This is a genomic window from Hamadaea flava, from assembly GCF_024172085.1.
Classification (GTDB): Bacteria; Actinomycetota; Actinomycetes; order Mycobacteriales; family Micromonosporaceae; genus Hamadaea; species Hamadaea flava.
Genome location: NZ_JAMZDZ010000001.1, coordinates 4,639,800 through 4,655,275, shown reverse-complemented (window position 1 = coordinate 4,655,275; position 15,476 = coordinate 4,639,800). Strand labels below are relative to the sequence as shown.

The window sequence follows — 15,476 nt, the reverse complement described above, 5'->3', positions numbered from 1 at the left end:
TCGACCGGGAACCCTGATCCAGTGCCAAGCCGCGAAGCCCCGAGGGCGGCTACTCCACGCCGGCGTAGCTGTGCAGACCGGTGAAGAAGAAGTTCACGCCGAACAGGTTCATCAGCATGGTGAGGAAGCCGAGGACGGCGATCCACATCACGACCCGGCGGTTGACGCTGGGCGTACTGCGGGCGTGCAGGTAGCCCGCGTAGACCACCCACGAGATGAAGGCCCAGGTCTCCTTCGGGTCCCAGCCCCAATAGCGGCCCCAGGCGGCTTCGGCCCAGACCGCGCCGGCGGCCACCCCGAAGGTGAACAGCGGGAACGCGAACGCGTGCAGCCCGAAGGTGAGTCGTTCGAGCGCCTCCGCCCGGGGCAGCCGAGCGCCCAGGGTGTACGGGAACCGGACGCGGCCCTTGTCGTATCCGTCGCGGACCAGGAACATCGCGGCCGGGACGAAGCCGACGAGCAGCAGACCCGACGCGGTGACGACCGAGGTCACGTGGATGACGAACCAGTACGACTGAAGCGCCGGGACCAGCGGGCTGATCTGCGTGTAGAGGACGAGTCCGGCGAAGCCGAGCAGCAGGATCTGGACGACGGTCAGGGGCAGGCCCAGCAGGCGCAGCTTCGGCAACCGCACCATGACGGCCAGCCAGGCGACCCCGCCGACCAGGGTCACCGCGAGCACGAACTCGTACATGTTGCCCCAGGGCATCCGGCCGGCGGCCAGGCCCCGGGTCGCGGCCGCGCCCAGGTGCAACAGGACGGCGAGCCCGGTCGCGTAGACCGCCCAGCCGCCGAGTCGCGTACCGAGGTCGGGTCCGGCCGGGTCAGCGGGCTCGGCGGGTTCGGCCGATGCCGACGGCGACGCCGGGGCGACCGGCGACTCCGCGGAAACCGGCGGGCCGCCCGCGCCGACCAGCACCCGCTCCTCCGCCGGCACGGCAGCGGCGGCTCGCCGCTTGCCCGCCAGGGAGTACTCGGAGGCGTGGAGGATCATCGCGACCAGGTAGCCCAGGATCGCGAAGACGAGCAGGTTATCGGAGAGCGTCGACAGGCTCACGGGTGTCGTCTCCCATCTCTTTGAGGTCCAGCTTGGCGACGACCGCGGCGAACTCGGCGGCGAAGCCTGGGTACTCGGAGCGCGGCAGGCCGCCGATCTCCAGCAGGTTGGTCCCGTCGTCGGACGGGGTGAGCCGGACCCAGACCCGCCGGCGCTTGCCGCCCAGCGAGAGCATCAGTCCGGCGAGCACGAGCAGGATGCTGACCAGCACCACCGGCTCGCCCGGGTCGTGCCGCAACGACACGGTCACGAACGGGCGCGTACCGAGGAACTCCAGCTTCGAGCCGTCGTCCAGGGTCCAGCTCCCGTTGACCTCCAACGACTTGCCGTCGCCGATCTGCTTCAGCTTGCCGTTGGCGACCTGTTTCTGGTTGAGCCGGTAGACCGAACTCGGTACGCCCTGGTCGATGCCGAGATCGCCCTGGTAGAAGGTCAACACCAGGCGCTGGTTGCGCTCCTCCGGGAAGATCGACCGGGTGACCATGCCGGATTCCGGTGCGGTCGGCACGTAGAGCCCGGAGAACGCGACCTGCTTGGTCCGGTCGGGCTTGCCCGTCGTCGGGTCGGCGTTGGCGTCCGGGAAGGTCGCCACGCCCTCGCTGGTCAGCGTCTGCTGGTCGGTCGGGAGGAACGGCACGACCGCGGTCTGGCTGCGGCCGTTGGTGTCGGTGTAGCGCAGGACCACGGCGTACCCGTGGCCGAGCAGGTAGACGTTGGCGTCGCCGAGGCGCAGCGGGTGGTTGACCGAGAACTCGGCGGTCTCGGTCCTCTCGCCGGTCACCGCGACGGTCGCACCGAACGACTCGGCCTGCCCGCTGTCCAGGTAGGACGCCTGGAAGCCGGTCAGCTCCAGGCAGTACTTCGGCAGGTCGGACGGGTTCACCCCGGTGCCCGGCACGTACTCGTCGAACTGCTGCGGGGTGGTGCAGAAGGCCTGCTCCGGGCCCTGCACCAGGAGCCGGTTGGCGTGCCAGCCCTGCATCGAGCCGAGCGCCACGCCGATCAAGACCCCGATCAGCGCGGTGTGGAAGACGAGGTTGCCGGTCTCCTTGAGGAAGCCCTTCTCCGCCGCGATGGTCACTGTCCCGTCGGGGTGCTCGCGGGTCACCGTCCGCCACCCGCGCAGGGCCGCGGCCAGCTCCTTGGCCCCGCGCTCGGTCCGGCCGCGGTGATGTTCCGGCAGGCGGGTCAGCCGCTTCGGAGCATCTGGTACGCGACGAAGCAGCGCCCGCGCGTGGTCACGCGTACGCGGCAGGATGCAGCCGATGAGCGAGGTGAACAGCAGCAGGTAGATCGCGGCGAACCACGGGGACCGGAAGACGTCGAAGCCGCCGAGCTTGTCGATGACCGGGGCGAGGTCCGGATGCTTGACGAAGTACTCGTTGATCTTCTCCGGGTTGACGCCCTGCTGCGGCAGGATCGAGCCCGGGATCGAGGCGACCGCCAGCAGGAAGAGCAGCACCAGCGCCGTACGCATGGAGGTGAGCTGCCGCCACGCGCCTCGGAGCTTGGCGACGACGAAGCCGAGGATCGCTTTCACAGGCTCACCGATCCTGGTCCGACGGTGGCACGCAGCCAGATGATGAACTCGCCCCAGGCCCCGGTGACCAGGGCGATGCCGACGAGCACGAGCAGGGCGCCGCCGATCCGGGTGACCCAGTGAGAGTTGCGCCGGATCGCCTTGACCACCCCGGCCAGCCGTCGCATGCCGAGGCCGAGCGCGAGGAACGGCGCCCCGATCCCGAGGCAGTACGCCGTGGCCAGGGCGGCCGCGCGGACGGGTTGCCCGCTCGTGGTGCCGAGCAACATGACCGCGCCGAGCGTCGGTCCGATGCAGGGAATCCAGCTCAAGGCGAAGACCGCGCCGAAGACGGGTGCGCCCCACAGGCCCGCCTGCGGCAGCCGGTGGATGCGTACCTCTCGTTGCAGGCCGGGGATCCAGCCGAGCATCGCGACACCGAAGAGGATGATGAGCACCCCGGCGACGATCTCCAGCGTGCGGGCGTTGCTGATCAGCTTTCCGCCGAAGCGGGCGGCGAGCACGGTCGTCGTGATGAACACGACGCCGAATCCGGCGGTGAAAAGCGCCGTCCCGGCCAGTACGCGACCACGCCGCCGCGGACCCTCCCGCTCACCGAGCGCGGCCGAGAGGTCCGCCCCGACCAGGCCGGTCACGTAGGAGAGGTAGCCCGGCACGAGCGGCAGTACGCAGGGTGACAAGAAGCTGACCAGCCCGGCGACCGCCGCGAAGAGCAGCGCGACGACGAGCGGGCCTCCGGTGGCCATGTCCTCGAAGGTCCTACCCATTGGGGGAGTCCTTCTCGGCCACCACCGCCTCGACAACCTCCCGCAGGTCGGCCGCGCGAATGTCTCGGCGCGTGATCGAAGCGATCCGGCCCTGCTGGTCGATGACCAGGGTGGACGGGATCGCCGACGGGGGGACGTCGGAGAAGCCCAGCGCGATCTTGCCGGCCGGGTCGAAGATGCTCGGATAGGTGGCGCGCCCGGAGTGGAACGCGATCGCCTTGTCCTTCTCGTCGCGGATGTTGATCCCGACGAACTGCACGCCGGAGGCCTTGGAGGATTGCCAGACCTCTTCGAGATCGGTCGCCTCGGCTCGGCAGGGCGCGCACCAGCTCGCCCAGAAGTTCACCACGACGACTTTCCCCTGGTACGCGGACAGGTCGAAACTGCCGCCCTCGAGGAGGTCGCCCGTGACGGCAGGGGCCTTCTTCCGCTTGGCGGCCTCGATCAGGCCGCTCTGCGTACCCTTCTGATCTTGATTGTCGGAGCAGGCGGCGAGGGTGACCGCGGCGAGCACGCCGAGCACCGCGGACCTGCGCGTGAGACCCATCAGGCCCCCAATCCCTTGCCGGGCCCGAGATGCGCCGCGGGCTCGGAATAGTCGATGCCGACCAGGCTGGTGCCCTCGTAACGGAAGGAGGTGAGGCTGGCCAGGGCGCACTGGCGGTTGCGCGGATCGTGCCAGAGCCGCCGCCCGGTCAGGAAGAGCCGCAGCTCCCAGATCGGCAGTTGATGCGAGACGGCCAGGGCCTCGTGCCCGCGGGCCGCGTCGCGGATGTCGTGCAGCGCGTCGCGCATGCGCTGGGCGATGTGCTTGTACGGTTCGCCCCAGCTGGGCCGGAACGGATTGATCAGCTTGGGCCACACGCGTGGGCTGAAGCCGACCGACCGGCCTTCGAACCAGTTCTCGCTCTCGATCAGGCGCAGGTCGGTCTCGACCGGCAGGCCCATGGCGGCGGCGCTCGGCTGCGCGGTCTGCACGGCGCGGTCGAGCGGGCTGCTGACGATATGCGTGATGTCGCGTTCGGCCAGGGACTTCGCGACCGCCTCGGCCATCTGCTCGCCGAGCGTGCTGAGCTTGAAGCCCGGCAGCCGTCCGTAGAGGACGCCCGTGGGGTTGTGCACCTCCCCATGGCGGAGGAAGTGAACGACCGTTTTCTCGGTCATCGGGCGCTCTCGGCCGCGGCTGCCGCGACCGGCAGCGCTTTTCCGATCACCTCGAACGCCTCGTCGTCGATCGCCGTCGAGACGAACCACGCCTCGAACGCGCTCGGCGGCAGGTAGACGCCGTTGTCGAGCATGGCGTGGAAGAACGCGCGGAAGGCCGCGACGTCCTGCGTCTTCGCCTGGTCGTAGTTCACCACTGGAGTGTCGGTGAAGAAGACTGAGAACATGCTGCCAGCCGTCGCCAGCGTGTGCGGTACGCCGGCCTGGCTCAGCGCCTCGGTCGCCAGCGTGCTGATCCTCGCCGCCGTGGCGTCGAGTTTCGCGTACGCCTCGTCGGTCGCCAGCCGCAGGCTGGTGAGCCCGGCCGCGCAGGCCAGCGGGTTACCCGAGAGGGTGCCGGCCTGGTAGACCGGACCGGCCGGGGCGAGCCGGCCCATGATCTCGGTACGCCCGCCGAACGCGGCCGCGGGCAGCCCGCCGCCCATCACCTTGCCGAAGGTCCAGAGGTCGGCGTCCACCGGATCGAGGCCCTGCCAGCCGCTCCGGGACACCCGGAAGCCGGTCATCACCTCGTCGACGATGAGCAGCGCGCCGTACCGGTGGGCGACGTCGGCCAGCCCCTGATTGAACCCGGGCAGCGGCGCGACCACGCCCATGTTCCCGGCGGCGGCCTCGGTGATGATCGCGGCGATCTCGTCGCCGTGCGCCGCGAAGGCGGCCTCGACGGCGGGGAGGTCGTTGTAGGGCAGCACGATCGTCTCGGCGGCCGACGCGCCGGTCACGCCGGGCGAGTCCGGAACCGCGGCGTCGCCGGTCTTCCCGGTGTGCGCCAGGGTCGCGACGCCGGAGCCGGCCGCGGCCAGCAGCGCGTCGACGTGCCCGTGATAGCACCCGGCGAACTTCACGATCTTCGTACGCCCGGTGAACCCACGAGCCAGCCGGATCGCCGACATCGTCGCCTCGGTGCCCGAGTTGACCAGCCGGATCTGCTCGACCGCCGTACGCCCGACCAGCTCCTCGGCCAGCTCGACCTCACCCGGGGTCGGGGTGCCGAAGCTCGTCCCCCTCGCGGCGGCGGCCTGCACCGCGGCGATCACGTCGGGCTGGGCGTGCCCGTGGATCAGCGGACCCCACGAGCAGACGAGGTCGACATAACGGTTGCCGTCGGCGTCGGTGAGCCACGGCCCCCGGCCCTCGACCATGAAGCGCGGAGTCCCACCGACCGCCCGGAAGGCGCGAACGGGGGAGTTGACCCCGCCGGGCACGATGGCCGAGGCGCGGTCGAAAAGGGCCTGGGAAGCGGGTACGTCGATCACAGCGCGCCTATTCTCGCACTGCCGTCGCGCGCTGCCGACATCCGCCCCGCGTTGAGCCGCAGATCACGGATACGCCCGGTTCCGGCTGTCGGCCGGTTCCCTCCGACGGTTCCCTGCGCGCGCCCGGCCGGATCCCTCCGCCGGCCCGACCCGGTTCCCTGCGCCGGCCCGGCCCGGTTCCCTGCGGATCACGGATACGCATGCTTCCCGGCCCCAAGATCGCATGCATAACCCTGATCCGCAGGGATCCCGCGCGCGGGATCCGCAGGGATCCCCTGCGCGGCGACGACTCCGGGGCGGTGGCGACGACCCCCAGGGCAGTGGCGACGACCGCGGGGCAGCAAAGAGCCGCGCCGCCCAGCCGAGGGGGTTGGCGGGCGGCGCGGCGGGCTCGGTCAGGCGTACAGGAGCTCCAGGCCGATGATCCGGCGGAGTCCGGCCGGCGCGGCGAGCACGGTGACCTCGCCGCCGCGACCCATGAGCACGTCGCGGCACGTTTCGAGGACGGCTCGGATGACCTCGGCCGGCAGGTTGGCGGGGATCGCGGCGTAGCCGACTCCGGCGCCGAGGCTGGCCCGGAACGCGACGGGCGCGTTGGCCGCGTCGCGCATGGCGTACGCCACGGAGGCGAGCGCGTCGGACGGCGCGTCCAGCCTGACGGCGACGTCGGTGCCGCGCCGCCACGGGTAACGCGCCCAGCCTTCGGGCGCGACGTCGTGGAAGCCCGTCTTCGGCCCGAACGCGTCGGCGAGTTCGCCGGCTCGGTCGGTGGCGCTCGCGACCGAGCCCTCGACGAGCACGGTCAGCGTGCCGACGTAGCCGATCCGGGACTCCGACAGGGCCGGCAGGTCGAGTTCGATCGCGGTCGGCACGGAACAGCACGCCTCCATCCGCGCCATGAGGTCGCCGACCTCCAGCGGGGAGGCGACGTCGTGGGAGACGTATCGGCTGGCCGGAGGCATCGATTGGACCGGCAGCGTCGCGCTCACCAGGACGCCGGTCGGCAGCCAGCGGCGGTCGCCCGGATCCGGGTGGTGCTCGGCGGACTCCGGTCGCACCGGACCGCTGGCCGGGTCGGGCTCGCCGAGGGCGACCAGGGTGCCACCGGCGCGGACGCCCCAGGCTCCGCGCAGTTGCTCGCTCGGGCGACCGAAGCGCATCGAGATCGGGCCCGCCTCGTCGGTGGCGAGGATGCCGCCGACCGTCGCGCCGGGCGACCTCGGGTCGAGCGCCAGGCGCAAGCCGTAGGCCGCGAGCCGGACCTGGGCGACCTGCAGCGGTACGCCCGCCCCGACGGTGACGACCGGACTGCCCGGCTCGTAGTGCCAGGCGCTCAGGTCACCGGTGCTCAGCGTGATGTCCACATCAGATGGCTCGGCGAACCAGGAAGCCTTGGTGGCGGCGCCGCGCGGGCGCACCTCGCGGCCCTTCTCGGCGGCGAATCGGAGAACGGTCGCGACCTCGTCGAGACGCTGCGGGCGGGCAGTCCACCGGCCGGTGCCGATCGGAGCCCGGATGGGCACAGTGCCCTCCAGAGCGCGAGCTGCCGCGAGCGTACGCGGAATGGGTATCATCTGCCCGCCTCACTGGGAGCCGATGGACGCGAAACGGCGGTGCCGGCAAGGGTTTCCCCTCGTTACCGCATTTCGTACCGCATTAGAACAACCGTTCGATATTTTAGTCCTTCACTCGACCGGGCGCAATACAGGCAGTGGGTCGGTAACCTCACCGTGTGACCAACGCTCCTACTCAGATCTCTACTCTCTCGATCAAGGCGCCGGTGGCGAAGCGGGCCGCGCACATCCGCCGGCATCACGGCGACGAGGTGATCGACGAGTACGCCTGGCTGCTGGACAAGGAAGACCCGGACACGGTCGCCTACCTGACGGCGGAGAACGCGTACACCGAGCAGCGGACCGCCGGTCAGAAGGCGCTCCAGGAGACGGTGTTCGCGGAGATCAAACGCCGGACCCAGGAGACCGACCTGTCGGTGCCGGTCCGAAAGGGCGGCCACTGGTACTACACGCGTCAGGAGGAGGGCAAGCAGTACGGCATCCAGTGCCGCGTACTCGCCGCCTCCGACGATTCGACGCCGCCGCAGAGCGACGGGGGCGCGCTGCCCGGCGAGGAGATCCTGCTCGACGGGAATCAGCTCGCCGAGGGGCACGAGTTCTTCCAGCTCGGCGCGTTCGACGTCGCGCCCGGCGGGCGGCTGCTCGCGTACTCGACGGATTTCACCGGTGACGAGCGCTTCACCCTGCGCGTCAAGGACCTGGTGACCGGCGCGGACCTGCCGGACGTCATCGACGACGTCTTCTACGGCGCGGCCTGGTCCGCGGACGCCGGGACGCTCCTCTACCTCACGGTCGACGAGGCGTGGCGGCCGAACCGCGTGTGGCGGCACCAGCTGGGGACCGATCGCGCGGCCGACGCGCTGGTCCTGGAGGAGGCCGACGAACGGTTCTGGCTCGGGGCGGAGCTGTCGCGCTCCGAGGAGTACCTGGTCATCGAGGCGCACAGCAAGGTTACGAGCGAGGCCTGGCTCATCCCGGCCACCGAGCCGACCGCCGCGCCACGCACGGTCCGCGCGCGGCGCCAGGGCGTCGAGTACACAGTAGAGCCCGACGGCGACCGCCTGCTCGTGCTCCACAACGACGGCGCGGAAGACTTCGAGCTGGCCACGGCTCCGATCGACGCTCCCGCCGAGTGGGCCCCGCTCATCGCGCATCAGCGAGGGGTACGCCTGGAGGGCGTGGACGCGTTCGCGACGCACGTCGTGGTGTCCCTGCGCCGCAACGGTCTGACCGGGCTGCGGGTACTGCCGAAGGCGGGCGAGCCGTTCGACATCGCGTTCCCGGAGCCGATCTACACGGTGGGCCTCGGCGACAACCCGGACTACCTGACGCGGGTGATCCGGCTGGGCTACACCTCGCTGGTCACGCCCGACTCGGTCTACGACTACGTGCTGGACGCCCCGGCCGGGGAGCAACTGGTGCTGCGCAAGCGCAAGCCGGTGCTCGGCGGCTTCGACCCGGATCGCTACGAGCAGCATCGGGAGTGGGCGGTGGCCGACGACGGCACCCGGGTCCCGATCTCGCTCATGTGCCTAGCCGGTACGCCCCGCGACGGGTCGGCGCCCTGTGTCCTCTACGGCTACGGGTCGTACGAGACGAGCATGGACCCCTGGTTCTCCATCCCGCGGCTGTCCCTCGTGGACCGCGGTGTCGTCTTCGCCGTCGCGCACATCCGGGGCGGCGGGGAACTCGGCCGCCGGTGGTACGAGGAGGGCAAGCTCACCGCGAAGAAGAACACCTTCACCGACTTCGCGGCGGCGGCCCGGCACCTGCAGAAGAGCGGCTGGACGAGTCCGGATCGGACGGTGGCCCGGGGCGGGTCGGCCGGTGGTCTGCTCGTCGGCGCGGTCGCCAACCTCGCGCCCGAGCTGTTCGCGGGCATCGTGGCGCAGGTGCCGTTCGTCGACGCGCTGAACACGATCCTGCGGCCGGACCTGCCGTTGACCGTTACCGAGTGGGAGGAGTGGGGCAACCCGCTGGAATCCCCAGAGGTGTACGCCTACATGAAGAGCTACTCGCCCTACGAGAACGTCCGGCCGCAGCACTACCCGGCGATCCTCGCGATGGGCGGGCTCAACGACACCCGGGTCCTCTACCACGAGCCGGCGAAGTGGATCGCGCGGCTGCGGGCGATCGCACCAGACGGGGACTACCTGCTCAAGACCGAGATGGGGGCCGGGCACGGCGGCCCGTCCGGGCGGTACGACGCCTGGAAGGAAGAGGCGTTCATGGTCGCCTGGATCCTCACCCTCGTCGGCTCTCGTTAGCAGCAGATCAGGGATATGGGTCGAATCTTGACCCAAGATTCGACCCATATCCCTGATCCGGTTGGTTCTGTGCGCTCAGTCGTCGTCGTCCCGGCGGCGACGGCGACGGCGCGAGCTGCTGCGGGAGCCGCTGCGCCGGAACCGGGGCACGTACTCCAGCTCGTAGTCGCCGCTCCGGCGACGGTACCGGCGATACTGCCGCCGCGGGCCGAACTCCGAGTACATGATGGCGGTAGCCGCGCCGAAGATGACGTACGCCCCCAGCACGATCAGCCCGTTCTTGCCCATGTCCAGCAGTGATCCGCCGCGGATCTGGAGCACGATCAGCTGCAGGACGAGGTACCAGACGGTGCCGAAGACGAGCCCGACGCCGGCGGCCGGGATGAGCTGCCCGGTGACGAACCGGCCGACGAAGATGCCGAAGACCGCGCCGGCGAAGCCGCACACGAACAGGGCGACCACGATGTCGTTCTGGGTCGACTCCTGCCCGACAAGGCGGCCGTACGCCTGGATTTCGTCCAGGAAGTAGAGGACGGCGGCGAGCACCACGCCGCCGAGCACGCCACCGATGACGCCGGCGCCGAGCCGGCTGATCACGTTGACGCGAGGGACGTATCCGTCACTCATTTCGGTTTGCGCTCCCAGCTAAGAGGGGTGTGGCAGAGCGGTGCGCACCCTACGGCCTCGCGCCCGTCTCCGCGTACGCGACACGCGGAGTCCGGGCGCAAGATGGCCGAACGGCCGATGTCCGATCAGCTGGCCGTCACCATCGGACGGACGTGCGCGAGGAGCTGGGTCAGGAACCGGCCGGGCTGGGTGAAGGCGGCGAAGTGGCTGGCGTCGTCGATCAGCGCCATCGCCTTGGCCGGGGCGTCCACCTGCTCGAAGAACTCGACCGCCGGCCCGGTCAGGGTCAGCACGTCCGAGGCGCCCTGCAGCAGGACGAACGGGACCTCGAAGCGCGTGCCGTCGGCGTACGCGTTGTAGCGCATCACCTCGTCGTGCATCTGCTTCTGCGTGTCCATGAACCCGGCCAGCAGGTGCTTCACCCCGGACAGGGAATACAGCGGCGACGTCATGGCGAGCGGGAACAGCAGCTTGGCGACGGCGTTCGGGGTGACCGGGTCGGTCTTCATCGTCACGTCCATCTTCACCTGCCAGGCCCGCAGGTCCCACCGGTTCGGGTCGTCGCCGATCTTCTCCAGTGCCGCGATCGCCTTGGTGTTGCCGGCCGCGCGTACGCGCTCCATCGCCAGGCGGTAGCCGTCCTGCTCGTTGCGATACATGTCGGTGTACATGTCGGTGCAGACGAGCGCCGAGAACAGGTCCGGCCGGCGGCGGGCCAGTGGCAGGCCGAGCAGCGTCCCCATCGAGCCCGCGAGCAGCACGACCTTGTCCTGGTCCAGGTGCCCCCGGACGAAGTCGATCACCTCGACGGCGTCGTCGGCCGACTGGGCGAACGTGTTGACGGCCGGATCGGCGGCGCCGCTGCGAGCTCGGGTCTTGCCGACGCCCCGGCGGTCCCACTGCACCACCGTGAAGTGCTTCTCCCACGATCGGATCAGCGGCGTGAAGACCGCGTACGGCGAGCCGGGGCCGCCGTGCAGGACGAACAAGACGGGGTTGGCCCGATCCTCGCCCCGGATCTGCACCCACTGCTCGACTCCGCCGATCCGCAGGTAGTGCTCCTCGGCGATGCCGTTCGGGGTGGTGATCGCCAGGTGCTTCGCGGTCGCCGAGCGGCGTACCGCCCGATAACCCAGAGCGCCCACGACGGGGAGCGCGATGACGGCGGCGGCGGTGGCGGCGACGGTCTCGATCATTTCGGTTTTCCTTCCGCGAGGGGATTTCGCCTGCCGTGCGGCGGCTGGGATGACTGTACAACCGTCTTAGACAAATGTGCAAGACGGTTGTGCTACCTTCTTTGGCATGGGAAATCGAGAGGATCTGCTGGAGGGCGCGAAGCGCTGCCTCTACGAAAAGGGGTACGCGCGCACGACCGCGCGGGACGTCGCCACCGCCGCCGGCGTGAGCCTCGCGGCGATCGGCTATCACTACGGCACCAAGGAAGCCCTGATGAACACGGCGCTGCTCCAGGCGCTGGAAGAATGGGGTGAGGACCTGGGCCGCACGATGGCGGTCGAAGCCGACCCCGCAGCTACCCCGGCGCAGCGCCTGGAATCGGTCTGGGCCCAAGTCCTGCAGTCCTTCGCCGCCCACCGTCCGCTCTGGAGCGTCCAGTTCGAGGTGCTGGGCCGGCTCGACCCGGAGATGCAGGAGACCTTCGCGGCGGCCAACCGCGGCGCTCGCCTAGCCCTGGCCGAGCTTTTCGGCGACTTCGCCGGCGGTACGCCCACCGAGACGGAAGCTCTCGCGCTCGGCACCTTCTACCAGGCGATACTCGGCGGGGTAGCCACCCAATGGCTCGTCGACCCGGACAGCGCGCTCACCGGGGCACAGTTCGTCAGCGCCGTGCGGTCGCTGGCGCCGCTCTCCACCTGACCCCGCCACTTCGCGCATCATGATCGTCTGCCGGTGTGACCGGGCGGCACAGACGCGAAACGCGCCGCCCCGGCGAGGGCGGCGCGTCGTCGACAGCGATCAGATGGAACGGGCTATCTCGGCGAGAACGTCGCTGGGCACCTCGACGACCGTCTCGTGCCCGGGGATGTCCAACTGCTCCAGGGTCTCCGGGTCGGTGACCCGCCAGCCCTGGACGATGTACGTGTCGCGGTCGGTCTTGTACAGGGAAGGACAGTTGTTCTCGTTCGAAAGTGCGGTCTTGCGGATGAAGGTCAAATGCACGCCGGACAGCATAACGGACATGTCTGTCATGGATGCGGTCACCGGACGCCACCGGATAAAGCGATCTTGCCCCTCCGTGACGCGCTGACCCGGCTGTTTCCGGTACCCTTCTGGCGGCGGGGCATTAGCTCAATGGCAGAGCTGCGGACTTTTAATCCGTAGGTTGTAGGTTCGAGTCCTACATGCCCCACACGTGCGGCGGCCCCCACCCCGGCGAGGGTGGGGGCCGTCTGCGTACTCAGGAGTCGAACTCGCCGGCCTTCACGCCGTCGACGAACGACTCCCACGCGTTGGCGGAGAACACCAGCATGTCGTGGTCGCGGTCCTTGGAGTCGCGGACTTCGACCTGCCCGCGACGGGCGCGGACCTCGACGCAGTTGGTGTCGTTGCTACGCGTGCTGGTGTGCCACTGCTCGGTGAGCAATTCGGGCTCCCTGGGTGAGATGTCGATCCAGTGCGGATGTCCGGTTTGTCATACCACAGCGGGGCCTCCACTGTGGCCCGACAGGCCCTAGTCGAGCTTCTCCCAGGTGAGCCGCCATTCAGCGCCGCAGAAGCCCGTTCAGGGTCCCGTAGTCGACGGCGTCCACAACGGACTCGTAGGTGCCGTGGGCGTACGCCTCCTCGGCGGCCCGGCGCACCAGGGCGTACGCGGCCTGCGCGATAGACGATCCGAGGCTGGCGCGGGCCACGCCCAGGTCGGCCAGTTCGGCGACGGTCGGGGAACCGGGGCCGACGAGGATGTTCACCGGCGCCGGAATGGCGGCCACGAGTTCCTTCACGTCGCGGGGTCGGCGACACCCGGCACGAAGACGCCATCGGCCCCGGCCGCCAGGTACGCGATCGCACGTTCCACCGTCTCGTCCAGCCCACCGGCACCGGCCAGGTATGTGTCGATCCGGGCGTTGACGAAGAGCCCCGAGTCCGCGGCGGCGTCGCGTACTGCCGCCAGTCGTTCGGCCTGCTCGGCGACGGGGCGGAGCACGGCCGGGCCGCCGTGGGAATTGTCCTCGATGTTGATGCCGGCCGCGCCCGCCGCGACGACCGCGCGGACCGTTTCGGCGACCTCGTCCGGGGTGGCGCCGAAGCCGGACTCGATGTCGGCGGTCACCGGTACGCCCACCGCCCGGACGATCCGCGCGATCAGCTCGACCGCCTGCTCGCGGGCGAGCACGTCGCCGTCGGGCACGCCGAGACTCCAGGCGACCCCGGCGCTCGTGGTGGCGACGGCCGGCGCACCGGCGGCGGCCACCAGGGCGGCGCTGGCGGCGTCCCAGGCATTGGCGAGGACGAGCGGGCGGCCGGGAACGTGGAGGGAACGGAACAGTTCGGCGTGAGTCATGAGCCAAGTTTCGACGGGCCGTAAGGCTGCCGGTATTGATTCGGTCCCACCTGAATCATCGGTCGAACGCCCCACCCCCCGGTTTCGCCGGTCGCCTGGAGCGAGATGACAGGATCAGGCGGTGCGCTTCTTGGTGATGGGCGCCTCGCTGCGCCCGGGGTCGTTCAACGTGACGCTGGCCGAGTTGGCCGCCTCGGTGCTCCGGGAGGGTGGCGTCGACGTCGACCTCGCGGCGTACGCCGAATTCCAGGTGCCCGGGTACGACGCCGGTGCCGAGGACGGCCAGGGCGTACCGGACGGGGCACGGCGATTCGCCGAGCGGTTGCGGTCGGTGGACGCGTTTGTGCTGGTCAGCCCGGAGTACAACGCCAGCGTTCCCGGAACGGTCAAGAACCTCGTCGACTGGGTGTCGCGCTTGAAGCCACAGCCGTTCTGGGGGCATCACGGTCTGCTCATGAGCGCCTCGCCCCGGTTGACCGGCGGCAATCGCGGGCTATGGGCGTTGCGCGTACCGCTGGAGCATCTCGGCGCGCGGATGTTTCCCGAGATGATCTCGGTCGCGCAGGCCGACACCGCGTTCACTGCGGGCGGTCTCCTCGTCGATCCGAAGCAGGCCAAGCGGATGCGGCAGTCGATCACCGACTTCGTGGCACTCGTCAGCGCCGTGAAGTCACCGGCGTGAAGTCACCGGCGTGAAGTCACCGGCGTGATGTCACCGGCGTGAAGTCATCGTCGTAGGGCGCTGAGCGCCAGGCGGATGCGGCGTACCGGGGGGACGACGACGCGCTCGCCGAACACGTCCCGGCCGCGCGCTTCCACCTCGTCGAGGATCGCGCCGTAGACCCGGTGCGCCACTCGCACGCAGCGGGCCGACGCCGGTGGCAGCAGGTCGATGCCCGGCTGCGCTGCCGCGTAGTGGATCCGGGCACGGCTCATGGCGTACCCGATGAGGGAGCGAATGGACTCCGTGGCGGGACCGGCCGCACGCAGCGCGCGCCCGGCGGTGGCCGCCTGGAGATCTTCGACGCGGACGCCGTGTTCCCGCAGGTCCGCCTGCGGAAGATAGACGCGACCGCGACCGAGGTCCTCCGCGATGTCGCGGATGAAGTTGGTGAGCTGGAAGGCCAGGCCGAGCTGGCGCGCGGGTTCGCGGGCGGCGGCCCGATCGGCGGGGGCGAGGATCGGCAGCAGCATCGTGCCGATCACCGCCGCCGATCCATCCATGTAGACGAGCAGGTCGTCGTAGGTCTCGTAGCGGGTGATCGTGAGATCCATCGCCATACTCGCGACGAACCGGTCCAGGTCCGCGACGTCAAGATCCAGCTCGCGCACGGTCCGCACGACGGCCGGCAGGATCGGGTCGCCGGCCACCGCCGCCGGGTCCGCGAGCCCCGCGTGCAGGCGATCACGCAGGTGGGCCAGGGCCTCCGCGGGATGCTCCCGGCCGGGAGTGTCGACCATGTCGTCAGCGGTACGCGTGAAGCCGTAGAGCGCGTGCACGTGCCGCCTGGACGCGGCGGGCAGCAGACGGGTCGCCAGGTAGTAGCTGCGACCATGGCGGCGATGGAGTTCCCGGCATCGCTGGTACGCCGCCGCGACCTGCTCGTTCACCCGTCTCCCAGCTCTGTCGGATAATCACCAGAA

The 15,476-nt window shown here is 70.1% G+C and carries 15 protein-coding genes, 1 tRNA gene and 1 pseudogene; 4 read left to right on the top strand and 13 right to left on the bottom strand.

Annotated features, from left to right (window positions below; translation table 11 throughout):
* Positions 1–49 precede the first annotated feature (49 nt).
* The 7 genes from ccsB to HDA40_RS21980 form a co-directional block, all read right to left on the bottom strand.
* Entirely contained in the window at positions 50–1,051 is a 1,002-nt protein-coding gene (gene ccsB / locus HDA40_RS22010) for a c-type cytochrome biogenesis protein CcsB (protein WP_253763724.1), read from the bottom strand.
* Positions 1,032–2,597, bottom strand: a complete 1,566-nt coding sequence (gene resB, locus HDA40_RS22005; RefSeq protein WP_253758882.1) for a cytochrome c biogenesis protein ResB — start codon at positions 2,595–2,597, stop codon at positions 1,032–1,034. The genes ccsB and resB overlap by 20 nt, the downstream gene beginning before the upstream one ends.
* The gene (locus HDA40_RS22000; protein WP_253758880.1) at positions 2,594–3,364 is read right to left on the bottom strand and encodes a cytochrome c biogenesis CcdA family protein; all 771 of its coding nucleotides are present in this window, start codon (positions 3,362–3,364) and stop codon (positions 2,594–2,596) included. The genes resB and HDA40_RS22000 overlap by 4 nt, the downstream gene beginning before the upstream one ends.
* Positions 3,357–3,911, bottom strand: a complete 555-nt coding sequence (locus tag HDA40_RS21995) for a TlpA family protein disulfide reductase (RefSeq protein WP_253758878.1) — start codon at positions 3,909–3,911, stop codon at positions 3,357–3,359. The genes HDA40_RS22000 and HDA40_RS21995 overlap by 8 nt, the downstream gene beginning before the upstream one ends.
* The gene (locus tag HDA40_RS21990; protein ID WP_253758876.1) at positions 3,911–4,528 is read right to left on the bottom strand and encodes a histidine phosphatase family protein; all 618 of its coding nucleotides are present in this window, start codon (positions 4,526–4,528) and stop codon (positions 3,911–3,913) included. Before HDA40_RS21990 ends, HDA40_RS21995 begins: the two co-directional genes overlap by 1 nt.
* A complete protein-coding gene (hemL, locus tag HDA40_RS21985) occupies positions 4,525–5,844 on the bottom strand; it encodes a glutamate-1-semialdehyde 2,1-aminomutase (protein WP_253758874.1) in 1,320 nt (439 codons plus the stop codon). The genes HDA40_RS21990 and hemL overlap by 4 nt, the downstream gene beginning before the upstream one ends.
* A gap of 395 nt (positions 5,845–6,239) precedes the next feature.
* Positions 6,240–7,418: an FAD-binding oxidoreductase gene (locus HDA40_RS21980; protein WP_253758872.1), complete on the bottom strand. Its 1,179-nt coding sequence runs from the start codon at positions 7,416–7,418 to the stop codon at positions 6,240–6,242.
* A 158-nt stretch (positions 7,419–7,576) separates the two neighbouring features.
* On the opposite strand from HDA40_RS21980, the gene HDA40_RS21975 reads away from it, so the two are divergent.
* Complete coding sequence (locus tag HDA40_RS21975) at positions 7,577–9,685, top strand: S9 family peptidase (protein ID WP_372502906.1); 2,109 nt, start codon at positions 7,577–7,579, stop codon at positions 9,683–9,685.
* Positions 9,686–9,760: 75 nt separating this feature from the next.
* Here the strand turns inward: HDA40_RS21975 and HDA40_RS21970 are convergent, their stop codons facing one another.
* Positions 9,761–10,312 carry a hypothetical protein gene (locus HDA40_RS21970; RefSeq protein ID WP_253758870.1) on the bottom strand — a complete coding sequence of 184 codons (552 nt, stop codon included), beginning with the start codon at positions 10,310–10,312 and terminating at the stop codon, positions 9,761–9,763.
* Between the two features lie 125 nt (positions 10,313–10,437).
* Positions 10,438–11,508, bottom strand: coding sequence for an alpha/beta fold hydrolase (locus HDA40_RS21965; RefSeq protein ID WP_253758868.1), 1,071 nt, complete (start codon positions 11,506–11,508; stop codon positions 10,438–10,440).
* 106 nt (positions 11,509–11,614) lie between these two features.
* On the opposite strand from HDA40_RS21965, the gene HDA40_RS21960 reads away from it, so the two are divergent.
* A complete protein-coding gene (locus tag HDA40_RS21960; RefSeq protein WP_253758865.1) occupies positions 11,615–12,187 on the top strand; it encodes a TetR/AcrR family transcriptional regulator in 573 nt (190 codons plus the stop codon).
* A 99-nt stretch (positions 12,188–12,286) separates the two neighbouring features.
* Here HDA40_RS21960 and HDA40_RS21955 read toward each other — a convergent pair whose 3' ends face one another.
* Positions 12,287–12,490 carry a hypothetical protein gene (locus HDA40_RS21955; RefSeq protein WP_253758863.1) on the bottom strand — a complete coding sequence of 68 codons (204 nt, stop codon included), beginning with the start codon at positions 12,488–12,490 and terminating at the stop codon, positions 12,287–12,289.
* Between the two features lie 118 nt (positions 12,491–12,608).
* Here HDA40_RS21955 and HDA40_RS21950 point away from each other — a divergent pair.
* Positions 12,609–12,680 (top strand) — tRNA-Lys (locus HDA40_RS21950).
* 48 nt (positions 12,681–12,728) lie between these two features.
* Here HDA40_RS21950 and HDA40_RS21945 read toward each other — a convergent pair.
* Both HDA40_RS21945 and HDA40_RS21940 read right to left on the bottom strand, forming a co-directional pair.
* Positions 12,729–12,914 carry a DUF397 domain-containing protein gene (locus HDA40_RS21945; RefSeq protein ID WP_253758860.1) on the bottom strand — a complete coding sequence of 62 codons (186 nt, stop codon included), beginning with the start codon at positions 12,912–12,914 and terminating at the stop codon, positions 12,729–12,731.
* Between the two features lie 118 nt (positions 12,915–13,032).
* Positions 13,033–13,832, bottom strand: a pseudogene (locus HDA40_RS21940) (isocitrate lyase/PEP mutase family protein).
* A gap of 121 nt (positions 13,833–13,953) precedes the next feature.
* Between HDA40_RS21940 and HDA40_RS21935 the strand changes: the two are divergent.
* Positions 13,954–14,514 (top strand): NADPH-dependent FMN reductase, encoded by a 561-nt coding sequence (locus HDA40_RS21935; RefSeq protein WP_253758858.1) that lies wholly within the window; start codon positions 13,954–13,956, stop codon positions 14,512–14,514.
* A 44-nt stretch (positions 14,515–14,558) separates the two neighbouring features.
* Here HDA40_RS21935 and HDA40_RS21930 read toward each other — a convergent pair whose 3' ends face one another.
* Entirely contained in the window at positions 14,559–15,443 is an 885-nt protein-coding gene (locus tag HDA40_RS21930; protein WP_253758856.1) for a phytoene/squalene synthase family protein, read from the bottom strand.
* Positions 15,444–15,476: the final 33 nt, after the last annotated feature.